Below are 20,666 nucleotides of genomic sequence, written 5' to 3'. Positions count from 1 at the left end.
TGAAGTGTGCTCTTTCGATGTCGTTTTCGAACGCCTTGAAGTTGGCGATGTTGCGCGGCAACACCGACTCGTCGTTCTCGCCGTAGTAACGCTTGCACAGCTCGACAATGGTGCGGCCGGCCTGCAGGAACAGCTGTTCGCGGTCGCTGTGGGTGGCCAGGGTCGAACCGTTGCCCGGCAATGCCAGGCCCAGGGCTTCAACCAGGCAGTTCATCGAGTTGGCGGTGAACATGCCGGAGCACGAGCCGCACGTCGGGCAGGCGCTACGCTCGTACTCGGCGACTTTCTCGTCGGAGGCGCTGGAGTCGGCGGCGATCACCATGGCATCGACCAGGTCGAGACCGTGGCTGGCCAGTTTGGTCTTGCCGGCTTCCATAGGGCCGCCGGACACGAAGATCACCGGGATGTTCAGGCGCAGGGAGGCCATCAACATGCCAGGGGTGATCTTGTCGCAGTTGGAGATGCAGACGATGGCATCGGCGCAGTGGGCGTTGACCATGTATTCGACGGAGTCGGCGATGATCTCGCGGCTCGGCAGCGAATAAAGCATGCCGTCGTGACCCATGGCGATGCCGTCATCCACGGCGATGGTGTTGAATTCTTTGGCGACGCCGCCGGCCCGTTCGATTTCGCGAGCGACCAGTTGCCCCAGGTCCTTGAGGTGCACATGACCCGGTACGAACTGGGTAAAGGAGTTGGCAATGGCGATGATCGGCTTCTTGAAGTCGTCATCTTTCATCCCCGTGGCGCGCCACAGTGCGCGGGCACCGGCCATGTTGCGGCCGTGGGTGGATGTTTTCGAGCGGTAATCAGGCATGAAGCACTCCGGGCGGCTAATCAGGTATCAAAAGGGGAAGTGAGCTTCTATTGACGTCTGGAACACTCAGAAATGGCCGTGTGTCCGGAAGTTGCCGATAACTTTGCGGGATCGCCGCGCGCTTCAGCTTGAGCTCATAAACCCGCCGGGGGATGAATGGCGATGAATCTCGCGATTCTACACCGCTGGCGTCAGGAGGGAATGCCGGAAAACGTTGATCCAGCGCCGATGAAGCATATGGGGTGACGATCGGCGGGGTTATTCGACGCTTGGACTGGCTCTTGGGCTTTTGGCTCGTTGATTGATACGACTGTTGAGCGCCAGCGCCACGCTGCTCAGGAGGACGAAGCTGTATCCAAGGGTGGATTGCAGGTTGGCCGGCCCCAAGCTGATGAGCGCACTGATCAACCCGCCGCAGATGAAAATCACCGTGCTGCCGGCCGACGCCGAGGTTCCCGCACTTTCAGGGAACAGGCTCATGGCTTTGGATGTGGCGGCCGGTCGGGCAATGGTGGTGCCGGCGGTGCAGATGAGCATCGGTACCAGGACGGTGACCGATGACAATGCAACGTGGTTTGAAAGGTAAAGCATGATGAGACCGGACAGCAGGATCAGGCTCAACCCGCTGATGATCTGATGACGGGGACTGATGCGTTTGCACAGCACAATCGCAGCCATGCCGCCGATGATGTAGGCGCCGCCGTATACCAGCAGGATCAGCGAGTAGTCATAGGCCGATAACTGGAGTTGGTCCATGAAGATCAGCGGCGAAATAACGATGAATGAGAAATGGCAGGCGAAAGCAAAGCCTGAAATCAACCAGTAGGGCAGGAAGTCGGCATCACGCAGGACCCCACTGTAGGACTGGAGAATATTCGGCCGCGCGCAGGTTGCTGCCGGGCGGGTATTGTCGAGAAACAGCCAGGCTTTGAGCAGTACCACGCCGGCCAGTGCGGTAAACACCCAGAAGCTGCCCTGCCAGCCCAGCGTGGCTTGCAGGAATGTACCGGCCAACGGCGAGACCGAGATGAAAATGCCGGTGGCGGTGACCATCAGGATCCGCAACCGGTCACGTTCCTCACCCTCGAACAGATCCTGAATCAGTGCTTGTGACAGCACGAAACACCCGCAGCCGAGCGCCTGAATGACACGCAGCAGCAGGAAATGGACATAGTCCGTGGTCAGTACGCAACCCACCGCCCCCAGCATCGAAACGGTGATTCCGGCGAGCAACAACCTTTTGCGTCCGATCACATCCGACAGCGGCCCGATCAGCAGTTGAGAGGCGGCGATGCCGACGGCAAACAGACTGATCGACAGCGCAATGTCGGCGGGCGTGCTGCGAAAGTGTTCGGTAAGTGCAGGGAATGAGGGAAGCAGGACATCCAGCGGGAATACGCCAAGCAGCACCATCGCCAATAACAGGCTGACTGCCCCCCGACGCTGTCTGGCGGTTGCCGCAGAATGTCCTTCATTCATCGATAAGTCCTGCCTTCATGAACAACTGCTGGTTGTAGGGCAGGGCGAAGAAACCGGCCTTTTTCAAAGCATCAAGCGTCGCGCCACTGCCGGATCGCGCACGCTGAAGGGTGGCTTGGCGGCTAGTCAGTTCTCCGAGAATCTGTGTGACGGCGGTCTCGTCGATACCCGCGCTGTGCAGGCTTTCCCGCATCCATCGCTCATCGGCCTCGAAGAAAATCCGGACGATGTCCAGCAGCAGCCTGCTGGCGAACGTGCGTTGACGGCTGTTCAGGGTCAACCACAGGTAATGGAACACTTCAGAGAAATAGCGGCTGTGAAGCGCCTCGTCCGAGAGATGGTCCCTGAGCATTGCCTGGACGCTGGACACCAGGTCGTTACGGCAGATGTCGAGCAGATCCTTGGCAATGATCGTCTCCGACACGAACCCGACGAGAAACCAGGCCAGTGCCCTGTTTTTTTCAGGTGTGCGGTCGAGCAAGGTGTTCAACCGCGTGATGCGGTGAGGCATGACCGGGCGCGGACTGATCCCGTAAACCCCGGCAACCTGCTCGGCAAGGCTGTTGGAGAACAGTGCGTGATAACCCTCGTCGGTATAAAGCTGAAGTGCGGCGGTCTTCATCCGCGGGGGGACGCAGGCCTTCAGTTCACCGTGGATGATGGTTTCCACGGATCGGTTGACGATGCGGTGTTCGAGCAAGGTGGTGTAGTCGAGGAAATACACCAGATGATTGGCCGACAGCCGATGGATGACGGTTTGGCCCAGCGCTTCGATAGCCGGGTGCTTCAGGTACGCGAGGAAAGCCGGAGGAAACCAGTGGCGTGTTTCCAATTGTTGTTCCAGGTCTGGCGGCAATAGATAGTCGTGCTCGCTGGTTCGCACCGACGCTCGGGTATTCCAGTCGCCGAGGGTGAAACGCTGCGCCCAGGAAACCGGACGCTCCGACGGCTCAATGATGGCATTCATTGCGCCAGCTCCTGGCTGCTGAGCAACGCCTTCAATTCCTCGCACATCACCTGGCCGTCGCTTTTGCCGCAGCCGACAAAAAACAACGGTTGCTCCGCACTGTCCTCAAGCCCCAGTAAAGCCTCGACCTGATCATCTGCCAGCGCGCCCGTCAGCCAGGTGTTCAGTCCCAGCGCAGTGGCCACCAGCTGGAATGTCTGGGAAATGTGCCCCGCCTCCACGAAGGCCATTCGGTAGGCTCGCGAGTGTTCATACTTCCACCACAACTTGTCGAAGCGAGCGGTAATGAACAGACCCACCGGCAGGTTATTGATGAAATGTTGGCCACACAGCAACTGTCCCAGTGGCGAGTCAGGTGCCGGGTTGACGAAACTCAGTGCATGGTCGACGAGATGATAGGCGTAGAGCCCGGGTTCAAGGCCGCTGACGTTTTGTACATGAAGAAAGCCTTCGCAGGCATTCAGCCCACCACCGGAGGGGCTGCTGCGACGGGCATCGAGACCTTCGACGAGGCAGTCGTCGACGTCATTTTCGCGCTCATGCAAGTAGCCCAGGGACAGGTAAAGCAGTGTGCCAAGATCTTCCAGTGAAACCGCTGCATCCGTGAAAGTGCGGCAGGTTTTGCGGCCGATCAGGACGTTTGCAAGCGAGCCTTGCGGCAGGCAGGAGGGTTTTGGCAGGGCAATCAGCTCGCGTGCCTGACGTTCTGTGAACCTGGTGTCCGGCGCGGGTGCGGTCAGTACTTCGGTGCAATGGTCCAGATAGTGCCTCGACCATTCATGAATGTTCTGCGGGACATGTTCGCAGGGAATGTTCTTGGTGCCGATATGAAATATCTTCGACAGTTCATCCCAACCCCATTCAATAGTGTCTTGTATTGAATGGGTCAATATTCCGGAGTTCAGAAGTTGAGTGTCTACTCTGTTGCTGTCGTCATACAGTTTGGGGTTGCTGATAAGTTGTGCAAGTCGGGTTGAATATTCCAGGTTAAGTTCAAATTGTTTATGGTTTTTGTAATCCCAGACTATTTGGCCGGGCGTGCGCGGAAGTATGAACAAGTATGGGTTTATCTGCATGATGGACGGTTCGCTCTGGACATGGCTATAGAAAACGCTGGGTAGCCGGCACTCCCCAGCGCTTCATTTACTTAGCGGTTTTTTGGCGCAACCAGGAAAGCCAGGTTGGCGATTTTGTTTGCTTCCAGAGTAATTGCTTTCATGTTTTTGACTCCTTGTCATTGATAGTGAGTGTCACTTCGCGGTGACAACTCAATCATAGGCGGTAATGAGCCCTTATCAAGGGGATATTAAGTAGGAATATTCTAGTAATTTTGTCGGAGCGATCTGGCGGTAGGCGCAAGTTTGTAAGTTATATTCTTTTAAATAAAGGATGCAGGGAAACGTCCTGCAAGTCAGTAGGACCGCAAGAGTAAGAAGAAGAGACAGAGGTTTGGATGTCGTGGCGTTGAAACGGCTGACGGAGAGCCTGTTGGCTCCCCGTCAAACCAGCGTACTCAGCTGTTTGGCAGCAGACGGCAGGTGATGCTCTTGATGTAGCGAGTCTCGGCAATCGCTGGGTGTACCGGGTGATCCGGGCCCTGACCGCCGCGCTCCAGCATCTGGATGTTGCGGTCCAGGTGACGGGCGCTGGTCAGCAGGATGTTCTGCAGATCGTCTTCCGGCAGGTGCATCGAGCACGAAGCGCTGACCAGGATGCCGTCCTTGCTAAGCAGGCGCATGGCTTGCTCATTCAGGCGACGGTAGGCGCCTTCACCGTTTTTCATGTCTTTCTTGCGTTTGATGAAGGCAGGAGGGTCGGCCACGATGACGTCGAAACGCTCTTCGCTGGCTTTCAGCTCCTTCAGGGCTTCGAACACGTCGCCTTCGATGCAGGTCATTTTTTCGGCGACGCCGTTCAGTGCGGCGTTGCGCTCGACCCCGTCGAGGGCGAAGGCCGAAGCATCGACGCAGAACACTTCACTGGCGCCGAACGCCGCCGCTTGCACGCCCCAGCCGCCGATGTAGCTGTACAGGTCGAGTACGCGCTTGCCTTTGGCATAAGGGGCCAGGCGCGCGCGGTTCATGCGGTGGTCGTAGAACCAGCCGGTTTTCTGTCCCTGGATGACTGGCGCTTCGAATTTCACGCCGTTCTCTTCCAGAGCAACCCATTCCGGCACCAGGCCGAATACGGTTTCGACGTAGCGGTTGAGGCCTTCGGCATCACGGGCAGCGGAGTCGTTCTTGAACAGAATGCCGCTTGGCTTGAGCACTTGGGTCAATGCCGCGATCACGTCATCTTTGTGAGCTTCCATGGTCGCCGAGGCGATCTGGACGACCAGGATGTCGCCAAAACGGTCGACCACCAGGCCTGGCAGCAGGTCGGAGTCGCCGTAGACCAGGCGATAGAACGGCTTGTCGAACAGGCGATCGCGCAGGGACAGGGCAACGTTCAGGCGATGCACCAGCAGCGACTTGTCCAGCGGTAACTTGATGTCACGCGACAGCAGGCGGGCGCAGATCAGGTTGTTCGGGCTCATGGCAACGATGCCCAGCGGCTTGCCGCTGGCGGCTTCGAGGATCGCCTGGTCGCCGGCCTTGAAACCGTGCAAAGGCGTAGCGGCTACATCGATTTCGTTGCTGTACACCCACAGGTGGCCGTTTCGCAGGCGACGGTCGGCGTTGGCTTTAAGGCGCAGGCTAGGCAGGGACATGACGTCGCTCCGGAAAAAAGAGCGGGAGTATAGCGTGTTGAGGGAGTGGCGGGTTTGGTGGTCGATGAAACGCGGATGAGGGCCGTCAGTAAGGTGCTGAACCTGTGGGAGCGGGCTTGCTCGCGAAGGCGGGGTGCCAGGCAGCATTAATGTCGACTGACACGCCGCTTTCGCGAGCAAGCCCGCTCCCACATGAATGCGCTTGACTGACTGTCGGATCCATCTTCTTAAGGGTTAGAATCCCCGCCTGACCCGGAGTGTGTACTTATGTCCCAAGAGTTGACGACCGAACAGATTCAACAGTCCTTGCAAGGCATCAGTGTGCCGCCCCAGCCGCAGATCATGGTGGATCTGCAGATGGAGCAGTACATGCCCGACCCGGATCTGGAAGTGATCGCGAAGCTGATCTCTCAGGACCCAGGCCTTTCCGGTGCCTTGCTGAAAATCGTCAATTCGCCGTACTACGGCTTGAGTAACAAGATCACCGCGATCCAGCGGGCAGTGAATCTGTTGGGCAGCCGCTCGATCATCAACCTGATCAATGCGCAGTCAATCAAGGGCGAGCTGAACGACGATGCCATCGTCACCCTCAACCGTTTCTGGGACACGGCGCAGGACGTGGCGATGACGTGCCTGACCCTGGCCAAGCGTGTCGGTGTTCAGGCCGGTGATGAAGCCTACGCGCTGGGCCTGTTCCACGATTGCGGCATCCCGTTGATGATCAAGAAATTCCCCGACTACATGAAAGTGCTGGAACAGGCCTATGCCAATGCCAGCGCCGAATGCCGGGTGGTGGATACCGAAAACAAGCAATACAACACCAACCATGCCGTGGTCGGGTATTACACCGCCAAGTCCTGGCGCCTGCCGGAACATGTCACCCAGGCCATTGCCAACCACCACAACGCCCTGGCCATTTTCAGCGATGAATCGTCACGCAACACGCCGCTGAAAAACTTGCTGGCGATCCTGAAGATGGCCGAACACATTTGCGCCTCCTTCCGGGTGCTGGGCAACCAGTCCGAAGACCATGAATGGAACAGTGTCGGGCCCCTTGTGCTCGATTACATCGGCCTATCGGAATACGATTTCGAAACCCAGAAACAAGAAATTCGCGACCTCGCCACACGTTGAGTGTCGAACCTCGCCTGATTCGAGAGCCCCATGCCTGAACTGCCGGAAGTCGAAACCACCCGCCGCGGGATTGCACCGCACCTGGAAGGCCAGCGCGTCAGCCGGGTGATCGTGCGTGAGCGCCGTCTGCGCTGGCCGATCCCCGAAGACCTGGATGTGCGGCTGTCCGGTCAGCGCATCGTGCTGGTGGAACGGCGCGCCAAATACCTGCTGATCAACGCCGAAGTCGGCACGCTGATCAGTCATTTGGGGATGTCGGGCAATCTGCGGCTGGTGGAAGTCGGCCTGCCGGCGGCCAAGCATGAGCATGTGGACATTGAACTGGAATCGGGCCTGGCCCTGCGCTACACCGACCCGCGACGCTTTGGCGCGATGCTCTGGAGCCTGGACCCACTCAACCATGAACTGCTGATTCGACTCGGGCCGGAGCCGTTGACCGACCTGTTTGACGGCGAGCGACTGTTCCAGCAATCCCGCGGGCGTTCCATGGCGGTCAAACCGTTCATCATGGACAACGCGGTGGTGGTCGGCGTCGGCAATATCTACGCGACAGAAGCATTGTTTGCGGCGGGCATCGACCCGCGCCGTGAAGCCAAGAGCATTTCCCGGGCGCGCTATTTGAAGCTGGCGATCGAGATCAAGCGCATCCTTGCCCTCGCCATCGAGCGCGGGGGCACCACGTTGCGGGACTTTATCGGTGGCGACGGTCAACCGGGTTACTTTCAACAGGAACTGTTCGTGTACGGCCGTGGTGGTGAACACTGCAAGGTCTGTGGCACAGGGCTGCGGGAAGTCAAGCTTGGGCAGCGCGCCAGCGTCTTTTGTCCGCGCTGTCAGAGCTGATACCGGCTACGGTCTATAGTCAGTGTTCTCACTGCCTAGCCGAAGGACCGTGCCATGAATCCGTTTCGAACCCTTGTTGTTGCGCTGCTGCTGAGCGTCGGTGCGTCCGCGCTGGCGGCTGAGAACGGCAGCGGCGATCCGCGTTACACCATCCAGAACCCACCGGCCTACGCCATGCTTGGCGATTTACTGATTGCCCGACCGTTATTGGTGGCGGCGACGGTGATCGGTGCCGGGGCGTTTGTGCTGTCGTTGCCGTTTACCGCCCTGGGCGGCGGCATTGGCGATGCGGGACAGGCGTTAGTGGTCGATCCGGCGAAAGCCGCATTTGTGCGGTGTTTGGGGTGTATCGGGGAAGGGTTTGAGCTGCGGGAGTGAAGCTCTAAAAGCTTCGCGGGCAAGCCTCGCTCCTACAGAACTCCGTCGTTCATGAATTTCGAGGACGACGGAGTTCTGTAGGAGCGAGGCTTGCCCGCGAAGGCGCCCTGACAGGCGCCGGATGACTCAAGCCTTACCGGTAATCTTCCGGTACTTCTCCATCAACTGTTCTTCAGTCTCTGGATGAGCCTCGTCCAGCGGGATGCAATCCACCGGGCAGACCTGCTGGCACTGCGGTTCGTCGTAGTGGCCGACACATTGCGTGCACAGGTTCGGGTCGATCACGTAGATCTCTTCGCCCTGGGAGATGGCGGCGTTCGGGCACTCGGGTTCGCAGACGTCGCAGTTGATGCAATCGTCGGTGATGATCAGGGACATGCTAACTCCAGCCGGGGCGGCAGGCCCGGGCGCAATAAATCAATGCGCACAATTGTGCCGCATTGGCGCCCGCAGTGCACGCGGGCGCGATCAAGTGCAGCGATCGAAGATTGCGGTAGAGATCGCAGCCTTCGGCAGCTCCTACTTTTTAAAGCGTAGGGTGAGGGCGTCGGCCACCGCCGGGTGGACGAACTTGGTGATATCGCCGCCCAAGGCTGCGATTTCACGGACCAGCGTCGAGGAAATGTACGAATAACGCTCGGACGGGGTAAGAAACAGGCTTTCCACATCCGGCGCCAGTTGGCGGTTCATGTTGGCCAGCTGGAACTCGTATTCGAAGTCCGATACCGCGCGCAAGCCACGCAGGAACACATTCGCGTTCTTCTCTTTGGCAAAGTGCGCGAGCAACGTCGAGAAGCCGACGACTTCAACGTTCGGCAGATGTTTAGTGACCTCGCGGGCCAGCTCCACACGTTGTTCCAGGGGAAACAGCGGGTTTTTTTTCGGGCTGGCGGCGACGGCGATGATCACGTGATCGAACAGGCGCGAGGCGCGTTCGACCAGATCGCCATGGCCCTTGGTAATAGGGTCGAAGGTACCTGGGTACAACACTCGGTTCATCGCGTCGTCCTGGCGGGAGTCCGTTGGGGAGTCGGATGGTATCGCAGCCTTCCCGGTCGGCCAAGTCGCCTGTTGGGTAAGAAAGCACTATAGACGATGGGAATATTCCGCGTTTTCATGGGTTTTTCAAACGTTCGGCCAGCGAAGTCGCCAATTGTGCCGTCAGTCCGTAGACCGACAATTGGGGGTTTGCCCCAATGCTGGTGGGGAAAAGCGAGCCGTCATGAATCGACAGATTGGCGAGTTGGTGATGTTGGCCGAGGCTGTCGGTCACGGCATTTTTCGGGTCTTCACCCATGGCACAACCGCCCATCACATGGGCACTGCCCAGACGCGTGCGATACAACTCAAGGCTCAGGTCATCAATCAGTGTGCGTGCTTCGGCCAGGGTTTTCACGTAGCGCGCGTCGGCGTGCATCGGCATCACGGCGTTGGCGCCACCGGCGAACTGGATCTCGGCCATGCTGTGGAAAGCCCGGCGCAACCCGTCCCAGGCGTAGGGTGAAACCTGATAGTCGAGCACCGGTGTGCCGTCACCGCGCAATTCAACGCTGCCACCAGGGCTTTCCGGGTGAAAACCATCTCGCAGCAACGCCAGCATGGCGTGGGTGTGCGGCAGGTTTGCCATATGCCGGGCGCTTTCCGTGCCGAAGCCGCCCAGCAGGGTGCTGGCCAGTGCCGGGTGCAATGGTGGGACTTCCAGTTTGTAAGACATCTTGCCGGTGGTGCCATCCTGCCACTGGAAATGGTCGGAATAGATCGACTGCGGCGCGCCGTAAAATGGGTTGATCACCTCATCAAACAGCCCGGCGGACATGTTTACCAGATGCAGGAACGTCCGTTTACCCAGCCGCTCGTGAGGATCCGGCGCTTCGGAGCGCAATAGCAGCGCCGGGCTGTTGATCCCGCCGCCGGCCAGTACGTAATGCCGCGCCTTGACCGTAATCGTGCGTCCGGTGGGCGCAACGCAACGCTCATCCATTGCCACGCATTGCAGCCCCGTAACCCTGCCGTCTTTGAGCGACAGCTTTTCTGCGCGGGCCAGATAGAGCAGCTCGCCACCTTTTTCCAGGGTCGCCGGGATGGTCGTGACCAGCATCGATTGCTTGGCGTTGGTCGGGCAACCCATGCCGCAGTAGCCGATGTTCCAGCAGCCGCGCACGTTGCGCGGAATCACATGCCAGGCGTAGCCGAGTTTTTCGCAGCCCTTGCGGATGACGTCGTTGTTGGCGTTGGGCGGCACCATCCATGGCGCGACACCCAGGCGTTGTTCCATTTTCTCGAACCAGGGCGCCATCTCGGCCGGCGTGTGGCCTTTGACGTCGTGCTCTTTGGCCCAGTGTTCCAGCGTCGGGTCCGGGGTGCGAAAGCTCGAGGTCCAGTTGACCAGCGTGGTGCCGCCCACCGCTCGACCCTGGAGGATGGTGATCGCGCCGTCCTTGCTCATGCGCCCGATGCCTTCCTGATAGAGGCTGGTGTAGGCCTGGTCTTCGAGCATCTTGAAGTCGCTGCTGGTCTTGAGCGGGCCTTCTTCGATCAGCAACACCTTGTAGCCGGCGGCGCTGAGGATTTCGGCGGTGGTCCCGCCGCCGGCACCGCTGCCGATGATTGCCACGTCCGCTTCGAAGGTCAGGTCCTCGGTCAGTTGGGCGCCGTTGTAGGTTTTCCAGCCACGGGCCAGGCCTTCGCGGAACGGATCGGGTACGGGCATGTTTGGGTTCTCTTATTATTTTGGATTCTGTGGTGAGGCGGCTGACGTCTTCGCGGGCAAGCCTCGCTCCTACAGGTTTGCCCACCCATTTGTGAACGACTCAAACCCTGTAGGAGCGAGGCTTGCCCGCGAAGGCGTCGCCACGATTTCAAACGGTGGGCGGCCCCGGATACCCGCAATGCGCCCACGACTCCGCCCGGCTGTACCACGCCATCATCACCATTTGCAGCAACGAGCTGTGGCCCATGCGCAGCAGGCTCAATGAGCTGTTTTGCCAACGGTCGAGAAAGTGCCGGATCTGTTCGCTGCTGGCGTTTTCCCAACTGCCCCAGATTCCGGTCAATGGGCCGCGAGTAATGCTCATCCCCAATACATCGAACAATTGCCGGGTCAGTTTGAGCATTTCCGGCGACAGGTGATTCAGGCCGTTATCCAGGCTGTACAAGGTCTCGGCGACGGCGGTCGGCATTTTTTCGACGGCCACGGCGCCCTCGAGCATCACCGGAATCACTGCTCGCAGAAACAGCAGGTCGCCGCTGCGCAGAATCGCGAAACCACTGGCCAGCGTATTCGACGAGCAGCCGCTGAGGCTCGCGCCTAATCCGGCCGTGGCCAGAAAAGCGCTGGCGCTGAGGCTGAATTTGAGCAGGCCACGCCGTGACAGCGCGGGTGTATCGGACAGGCTTGGGCTCATTGTTGTTATTACCCGGCGGTGAGGATGTTTAGCGGATAAACAGCTTCTGGATCAGTTTCTGAATGGACTTGCCGTAGGGCGGATAGATCAATTTCGCCGCATTGAAGCGTTGTTTGATCAGCACGCCTTTGGCCTTGCTGAAGGTCAGGAAGCCTTCGTGGCCGTGGTAGTGGCCCATGCCCGAGGCACCGATGCCGCCGAACGGCATGTCGTCCTGAGCAACGTGAAGCAAGGTGTCATTGAGGCAAACGCCGCCGGAATGGGTTTCGTGGAGGACGCGGTCTTGCTCGCGCTTGTCGTAGCCGAAGTAATACAGCGCCAGTGGTCGAGGCCGTTGGTTGATGTAGGCAAACGCTTCATCGAGATCCTTGTACGGCACGATTGGCAGCAACGGGCCGAAGATTTCGTCCTGCATCACTGTCATGTCGTCGCTGACATTGAGCAACAGGCTATGGCTCATGCGCCGGCCCTGGCCCTGATCGAACAGCGGAATGAGCAGCGCGCCCTTGCTGGTGGCGTCGCTGAGGTAGCCATTGAGCCGCGCCAGTTGCCGGTCGTTGATAATGGCGGTGTAGTCCGGGTTATCGGCCAGCGTCGGATAAAACCCGCGAACCGCCTGACGATAGGCTTCGACGAAAGAGCCGACGCGGTCTTCCGGCACCAGCACGTAGTCCGGGGCGACACAGGTTTGCCCGGCATTGAGGGTCTTGCCGAAAGCGATGCGTTCGGCGGCGTCCTTGAGCGGCACATCGCGGGAAACGATGGCCGGGGACTTGCCGCCCAGTTCGAGGGTCACCGGGGTCAGATTCTCGGCCGCCGCGCGCATCACGTGTTTGCCGATGCTGGTGGCGCCCGTGAACAGCAAGTGATCGAAACGCAACCGCGAGAACGCCACACCGATATCAGCCTCGCCCAGCACCACGCAGACCAGGTCCTGGGGAAAGATTCGGCCCAGCAACTCCTTGAGCAGCAAACCGGTGGCGGGGGTCGATTCGCTGAGTTTGAGCATCACCCGGTTGCCTGCCGCCAACGCACCCACCAGCGGCCCGATGGCCAGGTAAAGCGGGTAGTTCCACGGTACGATCACTCCGACCACGCCCAACGGCTGATAAACCACTTTGGCCGACGCTGGTTGAAAGGCGAGGCCGACTTTGCGTCGCGAGGTTTTCATCCAGCCTTTGAGGTGCCGGCTGGCGTAATGAATGCCGTGCAGGCTGGGCATCAGTTCGGCGAGCAGGGTTTCATCGGCGCTGCGGTGGCTGAAATCCTGGCTGATCGCATTGATCAGGGCCTGGCGCTCGTTGCTCAGCAGGTCCTTCAACGCCTTTAGCCATTGTTGGCGCTGAGCTGCGGGTGGCATCGGGTTGGCGGCATACGCCGCCCGTTGAGCATCGAACAGGGTTTGGAGTTCGTCCAGAGGCTGCTGCAGGTTCTTCAGGTAGGCAATGTCTGCAGGCATGGTCGGCTCCGGATTTATTGTAATGAGGAACTTTTTAGAGTCTATGCTCTAGAAAGTCAAATAGCACTTTGGTACAGCTTTGTTTTATCCATGCGCGGATAGGTCGTAAGATGCCCCTCATCGCACTCTGAATTAAAGCTCAAGCCATGGCCCCTCGGATCAAAACCAGCGAGCGCATCGTGCAGAACAGCCTGGAGCTGTTCAATCAACAGGGCGAGCGCAGTATCAGCACCAACCACATTGCTGCCCACATGGAAATTTCCCCGGGCAACCTGTACTACCACTTCCCCAACAAGCAGGCGATCATCGCCGTGTTGTTCAGTGAGTACGAAAACCTGGTGGACAGCTTCCTGCGCCCGCCCCAGGGCCGCGCAGCGACAGTCGAAGACAAGCGCTTCTACCTCAAGGAACTGCTCGCCGCCATGTGGCAATACCGCTTCCTGCATCGCGACCTCGAGCATTTGCTCGACAGCGATCCTGAGCTGGCTGCCCGTTACCGGCGTTTTTCCCAGCGCTGCCTGATCCAGGGCACACACATCTACGCGGGTTTCGTCGAGGCTGGCATTCTGTGCATGGACAAGGTTCAGATCGAATCCCTGACCCTCAATGCCTGGATCATCCTCACCTCGTGGGTGCGTTTTCTGTGCACTACGCGGGAAAATTCCAACCATCTGAGCGAACAGGCCATCAAACGAGGCGTGTATCAGGTGCTGGTGCTGGAGGCCGGGTTCGTCACCGATCAAGCTCACGATGCGGTGAATGCACTGTTCGAAGAGTTTTATGTGCCGCTGGCCCAGGCGCTGGAAGAAGTGGGATAAAGAGTGCAGTAGGATTCGAGACAGACAAAATCACAGGAGCCCGTTATGCCCATTGCGCAACTGATCAGCCCGCAAGCGTTGGACCTGAAAAAGGAGACGCCGGGGCTGGTGATTCTGGATTGTCGTTTTGCCCTCGAAGACCCTGATTACGGGCAGCGCAGCTACGCCGAAGGGCATATTGCCGGATCGAGCTTTGCCGATCTGGAGCGTGATTTGAGCGGGGCAGTGGTCAAGGGGGTTACCGGGCGTCATCCATTGCCTGAGCCCGCCGACTTGATCGAACGTTTTCAAGCCTGGGGCATCAACGCCGACAGCGAAGTGGTTTTGTACGATGACGGTCCCGGCGCTTACGCTGCGCGGGCGTGGTGGTTGCTGGCGTGGCTGGGTAAACGCGACGGTGTGTTCATTCTCGATGGCGGGCTGAAAGCCTGGCACGCCGCCGGATTGCCCCTGAGTCTTGATCCGCCGTCGGTTACCCGTGGCACCTTCACCGGGACGCCGGATGCTTCGTTGGTGCTCAGCGCCGAACAACTCCAGCAACGTCTCGGCCAGCCCGCGTTGACCTTGCTCGACGCCCGCGGCTTGCCGCGCTTCAAGGGTGAAGTGGAGCCGATCGATCCGGTTGCCGGACACATCCCCGGCGCACAATGTGCCGCGTTCACCGATAACCTGGGCAGCGACGGGCGTTTCCTGCCGGCCGAACAGCTCAAGCAGCGGTTTGCCGCGAAACTCGGTGATCGTTCACCGACAGAGCTGGTCGCGTATTGCGGTTCCGGCGTGACCGCCTGCCACAACCTGTTCGCCCTGTGCCTGGCGGGTTATCCGTTGGGGGCGTTGTATGCCGGCTCGTGGAGCGAGTGGATCAACGATCCTGCGCGAGGCGTTGCCAAGGGCGAGTAATCCCCCAGTCCATTGTGGGAGCGGGCTTGCTCGCGAAGGCGGCGTAACAGACGACATTAATATTGACTGACCCACCGCCTTCGCGAGCAAGCCCGCTCCCACATTTGGATTTTCGTCATCCATAACCAGGCAACTGCCGGGCGCTGCGATACGCCCCCGGTCCTACGCCGTAAACCTGTTTGAATTGCCGGCTCAGATGGCTCTGGTCGGCAAAACCCAGTTGCGTCGCGACTTCCAGTGGCAGGCAGCCGCGCTTTAACAGCGCCCGGGCCCGGGCGATACGCTGCTGTATCAACCAGGTGTGTGGCGGCATGCCGGTGGCCCTGCGGAATACTCGGGCGAAATGGAAGGGCGACAGGTTCACCGTCGTCGCCAGTTCTTCCAGCGAGGGCGGCGCCGCCAAGCGTGATTGCAGCAGCTCCTTCGCCAAGGTCACCGCCCGGTGTTCCTTGCCGGGTTTACCGGCAATTGGAACGGCTGCGTGACGTTGCAACAGCGACAGCATCATTTCCCGCCAAGCCGTTTGCTGCTGCAGCGCCGTGGACGGACTCTCCAGCAAACAATGCAGTTGGCAGAATCCCTTCACAAGATCCGGATCGCGATACAACGTGGCACCAAACGCCGGCAAGGTATCGGTCGGCAGTTCGAGCTCGTCCAGCAGTGAAAGAATCTGCCCACTGTCGGGATAAAACGCCCGGTACAACCAACCGTCTTCGGTGCCTTTGTGGCCGGTGTGCAGTTCATCCGGGTTGATCAGCACCAGGGTGCCGCTGCCCGCCAGATGCTCGGCACCTCGATAGCGATAACGCTGGGCGCCGGCCATGATCATGCCGATCACATAGCCGTCATGCACATGGGGGGCGAAGCGGTGTTCGATGTAGCGTGCGGACAACAGCTCGACCCCGGCCAACGGCGCCGTTTGCCAGAAGTGAATCGACTCGCCCTGATCCAGCCCCATGGGTTACTTGCGCCCTGTGGTGGCGAGCCATTGGGGAATGCGCCTTTCCAGGTAGTAACCCGGTTGCCGGAACGAGCCCTCGACGAAGCCGACATGCCCACCCTTGGCCTGCAACTCGAATTGAGTGCTGGCGGACAATTCGTCGGCATGCGGCAGGCTATGAGGAAAGACAAACGGGTCGTCGGCCGCCTGGATAATCAGGGTCGGTGTGCGAATCTCCCCAAGGAAATAACGACTCGAAGCGCGGCGATAGTAATCCGCGGCATCGGCGAAACCATTCAGCGGTGCGGTGACCCGGCCATCGAAATCCCAGAAGGTGCGCATATTCTCCAGCGAGCCCAGCGCCGCCAATGCCGCCAAGCCATCCTGATGCCCTTCATGCTGGAACCTGCGCTGCTTGTTCTTGATGTAGGCGACCATCTCCCGCATGAAATGCGCTTGATAGAATTTGGAAAAACCCTGGCTGATACGATCGGCGCACTGATCGAGCCGAAACGGCACCGACACCGCCACCGCGCCAAGTACGCCGCTGTTGCTGCCGGTTTCGCCCAGGTGCTTGAGCAACACATTGCCGCCCATGGAATAACCGACCGCATACAGCGGTGCGAGAGGGCGCTGGGTTCGCAGGTGCTTGATGGTTTCGGCCAGGTCTTCGCTGGCCCCGGAGTGGTAACTGCGCGGCAGCAGATTGGGTTCGCCGGAACAGCCTCGCCAGTTCAGCGCGACGCTGGCCCAACCCTGGGCGCCCAGCGCCTTCTGCACACCGGCCACGTAAGGTGAATTCGATGAGCCAGTCAGGCCGTGCAGCACCAGCACCAGTGGCACATTCGCGCTGTGGGGGCCATGCCAGTCCAGGTCAAGGAAGTCGCCGTCTTCGAGCCATAAGCGTTCGCGCTCGCGGTCCAGGTGTGTGGTTTTGCGCCATAGCGGTCCCCACAAGGTTTGTAAATGCGGATTGCCCAGGCCGTAGGCGGGGGTGAAACGTTCTGGCAGATGGGACACGATTGCTCTCGATGCAGCGGTGCTTACCCGCAGCGTTAACTGACTGAGCTTCGCACCGTTTTTACAGGCCGGACTAACCGGCGATCCCTGCCATACGTTGCCACAACGCGTAGTAAACCCGTCCTGATTTTTGCTCCCGATGCAGGCGCCAATTTTCTGGCAAACCCAATATCGACGGTGCCGTTTCGCTTTCAGTGTAGACCCACGCATCGTCACTCAGCCACTGACGCTCTTCGAGCAAAGTGCAAACGGCCGGCAACAGATTCTGATTGAACGGTGGGTCGAGAAACACCAGATCGAACGCCGTGGCCGGTTGGGTTTCCAGATAGCGCAAGGCGTCGGCAGTCTGTACCTGACCGGTCGTGCAGCGCAGGGTGCCCAGATGTTCCTTGATGCTCGCTACCGCAATGTTGCTGGCATCCAGTGCCTGGCCCATTGCTGCGCCACGGGACAAAGCCTCGAGAAACAATGCGCCGCTACCGGCAAATGGATCGAGCACCTTGGCCCCGGCGACATAGGGCGCGAGCCAGTTGAACAGGGTTTCACGGACTCGGTCCGGCGTTGGACGCAAGCCTGGCGCATCGGGGAAGCTCAGCTTTCGGCTGCCCCATTCACCGCCGATGATGCGCAGTTGATTCACACCGTTATGCACGTTGTGAACAGGTTTCTTTGGACGCGATGGACGGGCCATTAATGCTCCGGAACCCCGAGCGGTTGCTCGGCAGGTTTGTCAGTAGGGGCCGGCAACGGCTTTTGTGGCACGGTCGGGCCAGCGCTGACGATGACCAGTTTGTCCGTGCTCAGGTGTTTGTTCAATGCGGTTTTGACTTGCTCGACGGTCAGGCTCTGGGACTGTTGCATGAAGTCTTCCAGGTAGCTCAGCGGCAAGTTGTAAAAACCCATGGCGCCGAGCTGCCCGACGATATCGGCGTTGCTGGCGGTGGACAGCGGGAAGCTGCCGGCCAGTTCACGCTTGGCATCGTCGAGTTCTTTCTCGGTGGGGCCGGTTTTAAGGTAGTCGGCGAGCACGTCCTGCACCAGTTTCAGCGTGCCTTCGCTCATCTCGGCGCGGGTTTGCAGGTTGATCATGAACGGGCCGCGAACCTGCATCGGGCTGAAACCCGAATACACGCCGTAGGCCAGGCCACGTTTCTCGCGCACTTCGCTCATCAACCGGGTGCCGAAGCCACCGCCGCCAAGGATCTGATTGCCCAGCGACAGCGCTGCGTAATCCGGATCGTCACGGTCGATGCCCAGTTGCGCGATCATCAGGTTGGTCTGCTTGGACGGAAACTCGATGTGGCCGATGCTGGACTTGGGGTCGGTCGGTTGTTCGATTTTCGCCAGGGCCGGCCCTTTGGGCAGATCGGCGGACACTTGTGCGGCAACCGCCTCGGCCTCGGCGCGGGACAGGTCGCCCACCAGCGCGATCACCACGTTACCGGCGGCGTAGGCTTTCTGATGGAAGGCCCGCAACTGCGCCAGGGTAATCGGTGGAATGCTTTTCGCCGTGCCATCGCTGGAATGCGCGTACGGGTGATCGCCATACAAGCGGTTCATCAGCTCCAGGCTGGCGAGTTTGCCGGGGTTCTGTTTCTGATATTCGAAGCCGGCCAGCATCTGGTTCTTGATGCGTGCAAAGGAATCGGCGGGGAGGGTCGGTTTGCCGACCACTTCAGCAAACAGCTTCAAGGCAGGCTCGCGTTTATCCGCGGCACTGAGGCTGCGCAGCGAGGCAATCGCCATGTCTTTATAGGCGCCGTTACCGAAATCGGCCCCCAGGCCTTCGAAGCCCTGGGCGATAGCGCTGACATCCTTGCCGGCCACACCTTCATTGAGCATGGCATTGGTCAGCAGTGCCAGGCCGGGAGCATCGCCGTCCTGGCTGCTGCCAGCGGCGAAGATCAGGCGCATGTCGAACATCGGCAGCTCACGGGCTTCGACGAACAATACCTTGGCGCCTTCGGCGGTGTTCCAGGTTTGCACGTTCAGCGAGCGATGGCTTGGGGCCTTGCCGTCGAGTTCTGCCAACGATTGCAGTTTCTTGCTGGCCTTGGCTTTGTCGAGGGCTTCGCTGGCGCTGGTTTCGTCAGACTTGGACAAATAGAAGGCGGCGGACCCGAGCAGTGCAATGACGATCAGGCCGATCAGGGCCAGGCGCGGTTTTTTACGCTCACTCATGAGTCGTCTCCTGTGGCAGTACATGGGCGACGCTGAGACGTGCGCGAGTGAAATACAGGTTGGCGGCCTTCTGGATGTCTTGCGGGGTCACGCTTTCCAGTTCGGCGAGTTCGGTGTCCATCAGTTTCCAGGACAGCCCGACAGTTTCCAGTTGGCCAATGGCGGTGGCCTGGCTGGTAATCGAGTCACGCTCGTAGACCAGACCGGCAATGACCTGAGCCCGCACGCGCTCCAGCTCGTCAGTGGAGGGCGCGGTGGTTTTCAGCTGTTCGAGCAGTTTCCACAGGCCGGCTTCCGCCTGGGCCATGGTTTTCTTTTTCTGGGTGTTCGGCGTAGCCGACAAAGTGAACAGACTGTCGCCGCGGGTGTAGGCGTCATAGCTCGACGAACCGCCGGACACCAGCTCTTCGCCGCGTTCCAGTTGCGTCGGGATCCGGCCGCTGTAGCCGCCGTCGAGCAGTGCGGAGATCAGGCGCAGAGCGTTCACCGAGCGTTTGTCTTCAGCGGTGGCGATGCTCGGCACGTTGAAGGCCAGCATCAGGCTCGGCAATTGGGTCTGCACATGCAGGGTGATTTTCCGTTCGCCGGGCTCGGCCAGCTCCAGCGGGATTTTCGCCGGTGGCACGTCACGCTTGGCGATCGGGCCGAAGTAACGCTGGGCCAGGGTTTTGACTTCGTCCGGGGTGACGTCACCGACTACCACCAGGGTGGCGTTGTTCGGCACATACCAGGATTGATACCAGTGGCGCAGTTCTTCGACCTTCATTCGGTCGAGGTCCGCCATCCAGCCGATGGTCGGCGTGTGATAACCGCTGGCGGGGTAGGCCATGGCCATGAAGCGCTCGTAGGCCTTGGACATCGGCTTGTCATCAGTGCGCAGGCGGCGTTCTTCCTTGATCACCTCGATCTCGCGGGTGAACTCGTCGGCCGGCAGGCGCAGATTGGCCATGCGGTCGGCTTCCAGCTCGAAGGCCACGCCCAGGCGGTCACGGGCCAGTACTTGGTAATACGCGGTGAAGTCATCGCTGGTGAAGGCGTTCTCTTCGGCACCGAGGTCGCGCAGGATCAGCGAGGCTTCGCCGGGGCCGACTTTCTCGCTGCCCTTGAACATCATGTGTTCCAGCGCATGGGACAGCCCGGTCTGGCCTGGGGTCTCATAGCTTGAGCCGACCTTGTACCAGACCTGGGAAACGACGACTGGCGCACGATGGTCTTCGCGCACGACAACCTTCAGGCCGTTGTCGAGGGTGAATTCGTGGGTGGGTTGTGGATCGGCAGCCAGGGCTGAAAGTGGCAGACAAACTGTACTGAACAGCAGGCCTGCAGCGCGGCGGGCTAGAGCATTCATTCGTTTTTAAACCTGTTGGGCTGCCCGCTTGGTCTTAGCGTCGGCGGGCGAGAGGGTGCTAGGATACTGATCCGTTTTACTGGCGGCCACGCCTATCAGGCCTTTACGTTTGATCAGGTTGTATGGGTTTACGGCTTGGGCTTTGAGTTTGTCAGCTAAACTCTGCGTTTTCGCCGACGATGCCGTTCCAGTCCTTCGTATTAATCAACCTTTGAGGTGCCGTTGGTACCTCGACAAAATGTTGCGCGTGAACAAGCTGGATGAATCG

20 protein-coding genes are annotated in these 20,666 nt (G+C 59.7%); 5 read left to right on the top strand and 15 right to left on the bottom strand.

The window, feature by feature from the left end:
- The 5 genes from ACIPLA_RS14675 to ACIPLA_RS14655 all read right to left on the bottom strand — a co-directional run.
- The coding region (locus tag ACIPLA_RS14675) for a dihydroxy-acid dehydratase (protein ID WP_401173727.1) at positions 1-817 on the bottom strand (817 nt) is incomplete at its 3' end.
- Between the two features lie 258 nt (positions 818-1,075).
- Positions 1,076-2,296: an MFS transporter gene (locus ACIPLA_RS14670; RefSeq protein ID WP_401173725.1), complete on the bottom strand. Its 1,221-nt coding sequence runs from the start codon at positions 2,294-2,296 to the stop codon at positions 1,076-1,078.
- A complete protein-coding gene (locus tag ACIPLA_RS14665; RefSeq protein WP_218395320.1) occupies positions 2,289-3,263 on the bottom strand; it encodes a diiron oxygenase in 975 nt (324 codons plus the stop codon). Before ACIPLA_RS14665 ends, ACIPLA_RS14670 begins: the two co-directional genes overlap by 8 nt.
- Positions 3,260-4,339, bottom strand: coding sequence for a SagB family peptide dehydrogenase (locus tag ACIPLA_RS14660; RefSeq protein WP_401173723.1), 1,080 nt, complete (start codon positions 4,337-4,339; stop codon positions 3,260-3,262). The genes ACIPLA_RS14665 and ACIPLA_RS14660 overlap by 4 nt, the downstream gene beginning before the upstream one ends.
- A gap of 437 nt (positions 4,340-4,776) precedes the next feature.
- Positions 4,777-5,973 carry a class I SAM-dependent rRNA methyltransferase gene (locus ACIPLA_RS14655; protein ID WP_007897847.1) on the bottom strand — a complete coding sequence of 399 codons (1,197 nt, stop codon included), beginning with the start codon at positions 5,971-5,973 and terminating at the stop codon, positions 4,777-4,779.
- A 321-nt stretch (positions 5,974-6,294) separates the two neighbouring features.
- Here ACIPLA_RS14655 and ACIPLA_RS14650 point away from each other — a divergent pair, with 321 nt between their 5' ends.
- From ACIPLA_RS14650 to ACIPLA_RS14640, 3 genes are read left to right on the top strand one after another with little or no spacing between them, the layout of a single operon-like run.
- The gene (locus ACIPLA_RS14650) at positions 6,295-7,107 is read left to right on the top strand and encodes an HDOD domain-containing protein (RefSeq protein WP_192345012.1); all 813 of its coding nucleotides are present in this window, start codon (positions 6,295-6,297) and stop codon (positions 7,105-7,107) included.
- Between the two features lie 30 nt (positions 7,108-7,137).
- Positions 7,138-7,950, top strand: coding sequence for a bifunctional DNA-formamidopyrimidine glycosylase/DNA-(apurinic or apyrimidinic site) lyase (mutM, locus tag ACIPLA_RS14645; RefSeq protein WP_008068069.1), 813 nt, complete (start codon positions 7,138-7,140; stop codon positions 7,948-7,950).
- Between the two features lie 54 nt (positions 7,951-8,004).
- Entirely contained in the window at positions 8,005-8,328 is a 324-nt protein-coding gene (locus ACIPLA_RS14640) for a multidrug transporter (protein WP_218395318.1), read from the top strand.
- 126 nt (positions 8,329-8,454) lie between these two features.
- On the opposite strand, the gene ACIPLA_RS14635 is transcribed toward ACIPLA_RS14640, so the two are convergent.
- From ACIPLA_RS14635 to ACIPLA_RS14615, 5 genes are all read right to left on the bottom strand, one after another.
- Positions 8,455-8,706, bottom strand: coding sequence for a YfhL family 4Fe-4S dicluster ferredoxin (locus ACIPLA_RS14635; protein WP_003195146.1), 252 nt, complete (start codon positions 8,704-8,706; stop codon positions 8,455-8,457).
- Between the two features lie 141 nt (positions 8,707-8,847).
- Positions 8,848-9,327 carry a pantetheine-phosphate adenylyltransferase gene (gene coaD / locus ACIPLA_RS14630; RefSeq protein ID WP_218395317.1) on the bottom strand — a complete coding sequence of 160 codons (480 nt, stop codon included), beginning with the start codon at positions 9,325-9,327 and terminating at the stop codon, positions 8,848-8,850.
- Positions 9,328-9,442: 115 nt separating this feature from the next.
- Positions 9,443-11,038, bottom strand: a complete 1,596-nt coding sequence (locus tag ACIPLA_RS14625) for a GMC family oxidoreductase N-terminal domain-containing protein (protein WP_401173720.1) — start codon at positions 11,036-11,038, stop codon at positions 9,443-9,445.
- Between the two features lie 148 nt (positions 11,039-11,186).
- Positions 11,187-11,732, bottom strand: coding sequence for a twin-arginine translocation pathway signal protein (locus tag ACIPLA_RS14620; RefSeq protein ID WP_401173718.1), 546 nt, complete (start codon positions 11,730-11,732; stop codon positions 11,187-11,189).
- 28 nt (positions 11,733-11,760) lie between these two features.
- A complete protein-coding gene (locus tag ACIPLA_RS14615) occupies positions 11,761-13,191 on the bottom strand; it encodes a coniferyl aldehyde dehydrogenase (RefSeq protein WP_401173716.1) in 1,431 nt (476 codons plus the stop codon).
- Positions 13,192-13,337: 146 nt separating this feature from the next.
- Between ACIPLA_RS14615 and ACIPLA_RS14610 the strand changes: the two genes are divergently transcribed.
- Positions 13,338-14,009: a TetR/AcrR family transcriptional regulator gene (locus ACIPLA_RS14610; RefSeq protein ID WP_192344927.1), complete on the top strand. Its 672-nt coding sequence runs from the start codon at positions 13,338-13,340 to the stop codon at positions 14,007-14,009.
- 45 nt (positions 14,010-14,054) lie between these two features.
- The gene (locus tag ACIPLA_RS14605; RefSeq protein WP_218395313.1) at positions 14,055-14,909 is read left to right on the top strand and encodes a sulfurtransferase; all 855 of its coding nucleotides are present in this window, start codon (positions 14,055-14,057) and stop codon (positions 14,907-14,909) included.
- A gap of 115 nt (positions 14,910-15,024) precedes the next feature.
- On the opposite strand, the gene ACIPLA_RS14600 is transcribed toward ACIPLA_RS14605, so the two are convergent.
- The 5 genes from ACIPLA_RS14600 to ACIPLA_RS14580 all read right to left on the bottom strand — a co-directional run bounded on the left by ACIPLA_RS14600 (position 15,025) and on the right by ACIPLA_RS14580 (position 20,398).
- A complete protein-coding gene (locus ACIPLA_RS14600; RefSeq protein WP_218395312.1) occupies positions 15,025-15,867 on the bottom strand; it encodes an AraC family transcriptional regulator in 843 nt (280 codons plus the stop codon).
- A 3-nt stretch (positions 15,868-15,870) separates the two neighbouring features.
- Complete coding sequence (locus tag ACIPLA_RS14595) at positions 15,871-16,869, bottom strand: hydrolase (protein WP_008068083.1); 999 nt, start codon at positions 16,867-16,869, stop codon at positions 15,871-15,873.
- A 73-nt stretch (positions 16,870-16,942) separates the two neighbouring features.
- A complete protein-coding gene (gene rsmD, locus ACIPLA_RS14590; protein WP_007897880.1) occupies positions 16,943-17,560 on the bottom strand; it encodes a 16S rRNA (guanine(966)-N(2))-methyltransferase RsmD in 618 nt (205 codons plus the stop codon).
- Positions 17,560-19,050 carry a M16 family metallopeptidase gene (locus ACIPLA_RS14585; RefSeq protein ID WP_401173713.1) on the bottom strand — a complete coding sequence of 497 codons (1,491 nt, stop codon included), beginning with the start codon at positions 19,048-19,050 and terminating at the stop codon, positions 17,560-17,562. The genes rsmD and ACIPLA_RS14585 overlap by 1 nt, the downstream gene beginning before the upstream one ends.
- Complete coding sequence (locus ACIPLA_RS14580; protein ID WP_401173711.1) at positions 19,043-20,398, bottom strand: M16 family metallopeptidase; 1,356 nt, start codon at positions 20,396-20,398, stop codon at positions 19,043-19,045. Before ACIPLA_RS14580 ends, ACIPLA_RS14585 begins: the two co-directional genes overlap by 8 nt.
- Between the last annotated feature and the right edge of the window lie 268 nt (positions 20,399-20,666).

It is taken from the genome of Pseudomonas sp. NPDC086112 (genome assembly GCF_044746425.1).
GTDB lineage: Bacteria > Pseudomonadota > Gammaproteobacteria > Pseudomonadales > Pseudomonadaceae > Aquipseudomonas.
This window is presented reverse-complemented; position numbering and strand designations above follow the sequence as displayed.

Excerpts from the sequence above, each read along its gene's own strand:
- ACIPLA_RS14670 (WP_401173725.1), bottom strand. The coding sequence starts at position 2,296 with ATGAATGAAGGACATTCTGCGGCAACCGCCAGACAGCGTCGGGGGGCA.
- coaD (WP_218395317.1), bottom strand. The coding sequence starts at position 9,327 with ATGAACCGAGTGTTGTACCCAGGTACCTTCGACCCTATTACCAAGGGC.
- ACIPLA_RS14585 (WP_401173713.1), bottom strand. The coding sequence starts at position 19,050 with ATGAGTGAGCGTAAAAAACCGCGCCTGGCCCTGATCGGCCTGATCGTC.
- ACIPLA_RS14640 (WP_218395318.1), top strand. The coding sequence starts at position 8,005 with ATGAATCCGTTTCGAACCCTTGTTGTTGCGCTGCTGCTGAGCGTCGGT.
- ACIPLA_RS14610 (WP_192344927.1), top strand. The coding sequence starts at position 13,338 with ATGGCCCCTCGGATCAAAACCAGCGAGCGCATCGTGCAGAACAGCCTG.
- ACIPLA_RS14660 (WP_401173723.1), bottom strand. The coding sequence starts at position 4,339 with ATGCAGATAAACCCATACTTGTTCATACTTCCGCGCACGCCCGGCCAA.
- ACIPLA_RS14665 (WP_218395320.1), bottom strand. The coding sequence starts at position 3,263 with ATGAATGCCATCATTGAGCCGTCGGAGCGTCCGGTTTCCTGGGCGCAG.
- ACIPLA_RS14580 (WP_401173711.1), bottom strand. The coding sequence starts at position 20,398 with ATGAATGCTCTAGCCCGCCGCGCTGCAGGCCTGCTGTTCAGTACAGTT.
- ACIPLA_RS14635 (WP_003195146.1), bottom strand. The coding sequence starts at position 8,706 with ATGTCCCTGATCATCACCGACGATTGCATCAACTGCGACGTCTGCGAA.
- ACIPLA_RS14620 (WP_401173718.1), bottom strand. The coding sequence starts at position 11,732 with ATGAGCCCAAGCCTGTCCGATACACCCGCGCTGTCACGGCGTGGCCTG.
- ACIPLA_RS14605 (WP_218395313.1), top strand. The coding sequence starts at position 14,055 with ATGCCCATTGCGCAACTGATCAGCCCGCAAGCGTTGGACCTGAAAAAG.
- mutM (WP_008068069.1), top strand. The coding sequence starts at position 7,138 with ATGCCTGAACTGCCGGAAGTCGAAACCACCCGCCGCGGGATTGCACCG.
- ACIPLA_RS14625 (WP_401173720.1), bottom strand. The coding sequence starts at position 11,038 with ATGCCCGTACCCGATCCGTTCCGCGAAGGCCTGGCCCGTGGCTGGAAA.
- ACIPLA_RS14600 (WP_218395312.1), bottom strand. The coding sequence starts at position 15,867 with ATGGGGCTGGATCAGGGCGAGTCGATTCACTTCTGGCAAACGGCGCCG.
- ACIPLA_RS14615 (WP_401173716.1), bottom strand. The coding sequence starts at position 13,191 with ATGCCTGCAGACATTGCCTACCTGAAGAACCTGCAGCAGCCTCTGGAC.
- ACIPLA_RS14655 (WP_007897847.1), bottom strand. The coding sequence starts at position 5,973 with ATGTCCCTGCCTAGCCTGCGCCTTAAAGCCAACGCCGACCGTCGCCTG.
- rsmD (WP_007897880.1), bottom strand. The coding sequence starts at position 17,560 with ATGGCCCGTCCATCGCGTCCAAAGAAACCTGTTCACAACGTGCATAAC.